The sequence below is a fragment of the Candidatus Desulfatibia sp. genome (assembly GCF_036446775.1).
Lineage (GTDB): Bacteria > Desulfobacterota > Desulfobacteria > Desulfobacterales > UBA11574 > Desulfatibia_A.
Genome location: NZ_JAZFTO010000344.1, coordinates 1 through 5,656 on the forward strand (window position 1 = coordinate 1; position 5,656 = coordinate 5,656).

At 47.1% G+C, this 5,656-nt stretch carries 8 protein-coding genes; 5 read left to right on the forward strand and 3 right to left on the reverse strand.

Translation table 11 applies throughout. The features are described 5' to 3' along the window. Both V3S16_RS15920 and V3S16_RS15925 read left to right on the forward strand, forming a co-directional pair. Window positions 1-255 (forward strand): hypothetical protein (locus V3S16_RS15920; RefSeq protein WP_413886703.1); only part of this gene is annotated, 255 nt, incomplete at its 5' end. Between the two features lie 10 nt (window positions 256-265). Continuing rightward, window positions 266-469, forward strand: a complete 204-nt coding sequence (locus tag V3S16_RS15925; protein WP_413886705.1) for a hypothetical protein — start codon at window positions 266-268, stop codon at window positions 467-469. A gap of 72 nt (window positions 470-541) precedes the next feature. Here the strand turns inward: V3S16_RS15925 and V3S16_RS15930 are convergent, their stop codons facing one another. Both V3S16_RS15930 and V3S16_RS15935 read right to left on the reverse strand, forming a co-directional pair. Continuing rightward, window positions 542-2,398 carry an arylsulfatase gene (locus tag V3S16_RS15930; protein ID WP_413886707.1) on the reverse strand — a complete coding sequence of 619 codons (1,857 nt, stop codon included), beginning with the start codon at window positions 2,396-2,398 and terminating at the stop codon, window positions 542-544. A 101-nt stretch (window positions 2,399-2,499) separates the two neighbouring features. After that, on the reverse strand, window positions 2,500-2,823 hold the full coding sequence (locus V3S16_RS15935) for a putative quinol monooxygenase (protein WP_413886709.1): 324 nt from the start codon (window positions 2,821-2,823) through the stop codon (window positions 2,500-2,502). Between the two features lie 532 nt (window positions 2,824-3,355). Between V3S16_RS15935 and V3S16_RS15940 the strand changes: the two genes are divergently transcribed. Beyond that, window positions 3,356-3,901 carry a zeta toxin family protein gene (locus V3S16_RS15940; protein WP_413886711.1) on the forward strand — a complete coding sequence of 182 codons (546 nt, stop codon included), beginning with the start codon at window positions 3,356-3,358 and terminating at the stop codon, window positions 3,899-3,901. Then, window positions 3,894-4,076, forward strand: coding sequence for a hypothetical protein (locus V3S16_RS15945; protein ID WP_413886713.1), 183 nt, complete (start codon window positions 3,894-3,896; stop codon window positions 4,074-4,076). The genes V3S16_RS15940 and V3S16_RS15945 overlap by 8 nt, the downstream gene beginning before the upstream one ends. A gap of 71 nt (window positions 4,077-4,147) precedes the next feature. Here the strand turns inward: V3S16_RS15945 and V3S16_RS15950 are convergent, their stop codons facing one another. Next, window positions 4,148-4,618: a sigma-54-dependent Fis family transcriptional regulator gene (locus V3S16_RS15950; RefSeq protein WP_413886715.1), complete on the reverse strand. Its 471-nt coding sequence runs from the start codon at window positions 4,616-4,618 to the stop codon at window positions 4,148-4,150. A 552-nt stretch (window positions 4,619-5,170) separates the two neighbouring features. Here V3S16_RS15950 and V3S16_RS15955 point away from each other — a divergent pair. After that, window positions 5,171-5,656: ATP-binding protein (locus tag V3S16_RS15955; protein ID WP_413886717.1), on the forward strand; the 486-nt coding region annotated here is incomplete at its 3' end.

The following is a 5,656-nucleotide window of genomic DNA, read 5'->3' on the forward strand; positions in this document are numbered from 1 at the left end:
TGCCAGCATCACCGCAGTATCAAGGTTCCAGGTCGGTTCGTAATCTATCAGGTCAAAGTTGGTCTTAAGCGGCGGGGTGCCAAAAAGATTGACAACCAGCTGCACGCTGGGGTCAGCGTATCCGGAGCTGGACTGGCTGAACGCGGTGCCTACTGCAATACCAGGCGGTACAAACTGCGCCTGTGCTTTGGTGTTGACATCGACATCAACATCGCTCCCCGGCGACTGCAAAGGAAAGCGATGACGGTCGATTGAACAGCGTTATGTGGCGAACATAGTTAGCGACAAAGATACTGGCCTCGGTGTCGGCGTTCGCATAAATGTATTGGCCCGGGGCGAATTGTTGGCTGTCGGAGGTTTGGAGATCCAGGCGCAGGTACTGGAAGGACACCCCCTGAGTGCCGTCCCGCCCCTTCCAGTAGGCACGTGCGCCGTCGTCTACGGCAAGGGCCGGTCCGTTAAACAATAAAAAAATGGACAGGATAGCAAGAAAGGCCGGTAACCTGATAGGTCTCTTTTCTGTTTTCATATATATACCTCCCTATTGACTTTTTCGAAGTTCCATAAGTTTTTTATGGGGAATCGCTTCCATACCACGGACAGGCGGGTAGTTATCAAACTCCGGCACCGCATCGGGAAGCGCTTTTCTCGCTCCTTCAAAGGGCGACCTTGCTCCAATGATCACCCCGTTCATTTCTACATACTCATCCCACAGGGTGATAAGCGCCTGCTTTTTCTCAGGGAACTTGACAGACAGGTCGTACTGCTCGCCAGGATCATTGGCAAGGTTGAATAACTGCCAGTCCCAAGAACCGTAAGGTTTATAATGCCAGCTAATCTTCCAGTCCCCCTGTCGAATCGCCCGGTTACCGAATATCTCCCAGCCCAGCCAGTCATCTGAGGTACGGGGTGATCGAGTGCTGCCATCAAGCATCCCCACCCACGACTTGCCCTGCACAGGGGCCACTTCACGACCCTTGTAGGTAGCAGGATGCCGGACGCCGGCCAGCTCCAGTATGGTTGGAGTAATGTCCATGACATGCAGCACGGCCTCTTTATTTAATCCACCGGCACCCTGCACGCCGGGACCGCTGACAATCAGCGGTGAGCGTATACCGCCTTCTGCGAGGAATCCTTTATAAAGCCGGAAGGGCACCATGGATACCTGCGCCCATGCCGGCCCGTACTCGGCGTACGTGCCCTTGCGGCCAATGGAATTGTGCCCATTTTCGGCAAAATTGTTGGCTGCATGCATATAACCCATGCTCCCGGGTCGACCTGCCACCATTGCTCTTAAGTCGTTTCCTTCAGCCCCGTTGTCGGAGATGAAGATAACGACGGTGTTGTCGTACTCGCCGATCTCTTTGAGATAATCGAATACCCGCCCGATCTGGTCGTCCATGTATTCAACCATGGCGGCGTAAAGTTCCATCTTGCGCCCCTGAATCATGCGTGCCCCAGGCGCGAGCATCGAGGACCTCGGCAGGAACCACAGGCGGTCAGCGGTATTGACGCCTTTGTCCACGATGCCCATTTCCTGCATGCGCGCCAGGCGCTGCCTGCGAATCTCATCCCATCCTTCGTCATAGCGATTCCTATAGCGGCGCAACCAGTCATCCGGCACTTGCAGCGGGCCGTGGGGGGCCGTAAATGCCATGTAGGCAAAGAAGGGCTTGCCGTCCCCGCGACCCTCTTCAATGAACTGGATGGTCTTGTCGGTGTAGTTCTTGGTGGAGTAGAAATCCTTGGGCAGTTTCTCAACCGGGCGCCCGTCTTCTGTGTACGGGGCCTTGGGTATCTGCCACTCAACGTTCCACTGGTCGTCGAAGTGGCTCCCTCCGCCCACAAGCAACGAAAAATCACGCTCGAAACCGCGGGCGTGCGGGATTTGGTCCGGCTTCAAACCCAGATGCCATTTCCCGGCCATGTAGGTGTGATAGCCGTTGTCGCGCAACAGCGAGGCGACCGTGACCACACGCTTGTTGAGTACGCCCTCGTATCCTGGTTTTCCCATCTGGTTCGGGGCCGTCAGCTCGCCCATGTTACCCAGGCCGGCAACGTGGGTGTCCGTTCCGGTGAGCAGCATGGAGCGGGTGGGCGAGCACGTTGGAGACACGTAGAAGTTGGTGTAGCGGACGCCCTGCTTGGCCAGATTGTCCAATACCGGGGTGTTGATTTCACCCCCGTAACTTCCCAGATCCGAGTAGCCCATGTCGTCGGCTACGATAAGGAGAATATTTGGCCTCTTGTTCGGCTGAGCAGCCACGCCTGTTCCTGTAAAAAGACCTGAAACGGATGCAGTGGTGCCCAGGCCTAACGACAAAGCGCCTATACTCGCACTCTTTAAAAAAGTGCGCCGGTCCATTCCCGAGCGATTTTCTTCTTTTGGGTGTTTCATAGTTGTTTCTCCTATCTTTTTTAATCTACCTAAAACTTCCGGTTCAAATTAATGGTAAAGAAGGCACCATCGCCCTCTTAATATTCCTATGTCTTGCCGGATCATCCTGAACGGATCTTTTCCACCAGTTCCAACCCTGCCTTTGAAGTGACGGTTGTAAAACTGATTTCGGGCTTCTTTTTCGCGGCCTCCATAACCGTCAGTATCTTTCGAAAGTCATCGGAACGGACATGTCTCTCCAGGTCCTGCTGTGACTTCCATTTCTGAAGCAAAATCAACTCATCATCATTTTGGGAGTTGCTATAGAGCCCGCAATGAAGACACCCCTTTCGAACAGAGGTGGGGCCGATAATGGCATGAATTGTTTTCAGGACACTTAATCTCTCACTCGGTGCAACCTCGAGGTGCAATGTAAAAATAACCATACCCATTACCTTTCACTTTAATCCATTTTAAACCGGTTCTTGTTTGTACTGCCTGGCGACGAATAAGAAACATTATGGCAAAATACATGCCACAATAAAAAAGCGGCCGGGAGTACTCTCCAAGCCGCTGATAATAAACTATTTTTTTCTAATACAAGCTTTGTGAAAATTAAAAAGCGTCGCCTCCTTTTCGCAATATATTGCTAATCTCGCAATATATTGCGATTTATTTTATCTCAAAACTTGTTTAAAATTCACCTAAACCATAACCTTTCAACCTGTGTTATCTCCGATAGATCACAGCCGCGCTCAGACCTTTGATAAGCATAAAATCACAGGCAAGGGGACCATTGAGAATACCCCTCTCATTGGTGGTATTTTTGCTATCGCCTTCACCGTCACAATTCCAAACCTCAAAATGTGTTGATTTCCTTTAGGAATCTTGTATAAAGTGGGTTTAGGCAGAGGAACACGCTCTTGAGTTGATGGCATTGGACTTGACGCGGGTAAATATTTTATTGAAAATGAGGAAATGAAAAAAACAGAGAGTATGGTTAGACATAAGAAGATTTTAATTATTGCCGGACCGAATGGGGCAGGAAAAACAACATTTGCCACTGAGTTCCTGCCCAGGGAAGCCGAGTGCCCCAATTTCATCAATGCGGATCTGATTGCAGCTGGCATCAATCCTTTTCGCCCAGATGCAAGTTCTATTCAAGCAGCAAAGATGATGCTTGAAATGATGAAGCAGTATGTGGAAAAAGGTGAGAGCTTTTCTTTTGAAACAACCTTGAGCGGAAAGAATTATGCCAGACATATCCCGGAATGGCAGAAGGAAGGATATAAGGTTAAGCTGTATTTTTTAAGACTTCCTAATCCAGAATTCGCCATTGCCCGTGTGAAGCAGCGTGTAAAGGAGGGGGGGCACAATGTGCCGGAAGATGTGGTTCGTCGTCGCTATCATTCCGGATTAAGCAATTTTGAAACATTGTACAAAGCGATTGTGGATGAATGGGTTCTTATTGACAACGCAGGAGAGTGGCCTATTTTTATCGATGAAGGAGAAAGACATGACTGATACACAAACGAATAGCGCACCCAAAAAATTGGATGATCCTGACATAAGGCTTGCCGAAACGGCCATTAGGCGTGCCGCGTTAAAGGCCCGTGAACGAGCTCGACGCTTCGGACATGGCATCATTATTTATGAAAACGGAAAAATGGTAGAGAAACTCCCAGACAAAGACGCCTGAAAATGACTGTTCCTTACCGGGGCATACGGTGCTTATGAGCTTAGCCCGGTTTTCTCACAAGTTTGATTCGTTTATTTTTGCCTCTTAATGCCAAGTTTATTCATTCTCGCACGCAGGGTAGACTCTTTGAGCCCCAGAACTTCAGCAGCACCATTTCTGCCGCTGATTTTCCAGCCGGTGTTTTCCAGTATCTCCAAAATGTGACTTTTTTCGACCCCTTTAAGTGTTATTGATTGAATGGTTTCTACATCTTCAGAACCCATCTGATCCAAATGAAGGGTCGCGCCGGTACTTAAAATCATCGCACGTTCGATGATGTTCTTCAGTTCCCGTACATTGCCGGGCCAGGAATAGCTTTTTAGCATAGCCATGTCTTTTTTAGAAATGACTTCAATGGATTTGCCCATACTCTCTCCGAACTCTCTGACAAAAGACCAGACCAACATAGGAATATCTTCCCGTCTTTCCCGCAACGGTGGTACGGTAATGGGAAAGACACTCAACCGGTAATAAAGGTCTCGCCGGAATCTTCCTTTGCGCATTTCCTGCTCCAGATTATGATTGGTTGCAGCAATCACCCTGACGGCACGGACTTAAAATTTGATTTTCCCAAGCAAATCGATGAACCCAGCAAAATTGGTACAATGCTTAAAAAAGCTTTGAATGAAAATCAACTCATATTGGAAGTTGAAGGAACAATGTACACGATTCCATTCGTTAATGTTAAATATATCCGAATGTACCCATGCCTTGAGAAATTGCCTGATACGGCAATCCATGGAGTCAAGTTGATAGATTAACACCTCAATTGATCGCAAACAAAACGAAAAAGGCCTGGATCATACTAAAATTAAAGCATATTTTTTGCCTTTCTTGAAATCCTGTATCTCTTCTATTGGTGCGATATAATTTTTCTTTTAAATCTTCATTTTGGATTCGTGGATGGATACTATTTAGGAGTTGAAAGGAAACCTGTTCTTCTCTTCGGACAATTATTTGACAAAATGCATACCATTTTATACTTTTATTTGACAAAATGATATGCTTTCTGTTAAAAAGATGTCTAAAATGCGCTGTTCTAAAGGGGAATCGAAATGAATATTGCAGATATCCTTGAGTTAAACGAAAAAGCGAGGGAAGAAGGCAAAAAGTTTCCGCGAACAAGATACCTTTTCAGCGAAATCAAATCGGAACTGGGCAAACACTTCATCGGCATTGTGGGACCACGAGGGGTGGGTAAAACTGTATTGCTCAAACAGTTGACCATCTCGCAGCCGGATTCGTTTTATGTCTCTGTCGACACCCTTGAAGGATTTAATCTCTATCAATTATCCGGTATTCTTGTGGATCAGTATAAGATAAAAACCCTATTATTAGATGAAATTCATTTCTGTAAAACATATGCAAAAGATTTAAAAAAGATATATGATTTTATTGATATTCGGATAGTGTTTACAAGTTCCGTATCATTGTCGCTATTTGAATCTGCCTATGACCTTTCTCGAAGAATCTTGCTGCGTTTCCTATATCCCTTTTCTTTTAGGGAATATTTGTTTTTTTTGAAAGATGTTGAAATCTCT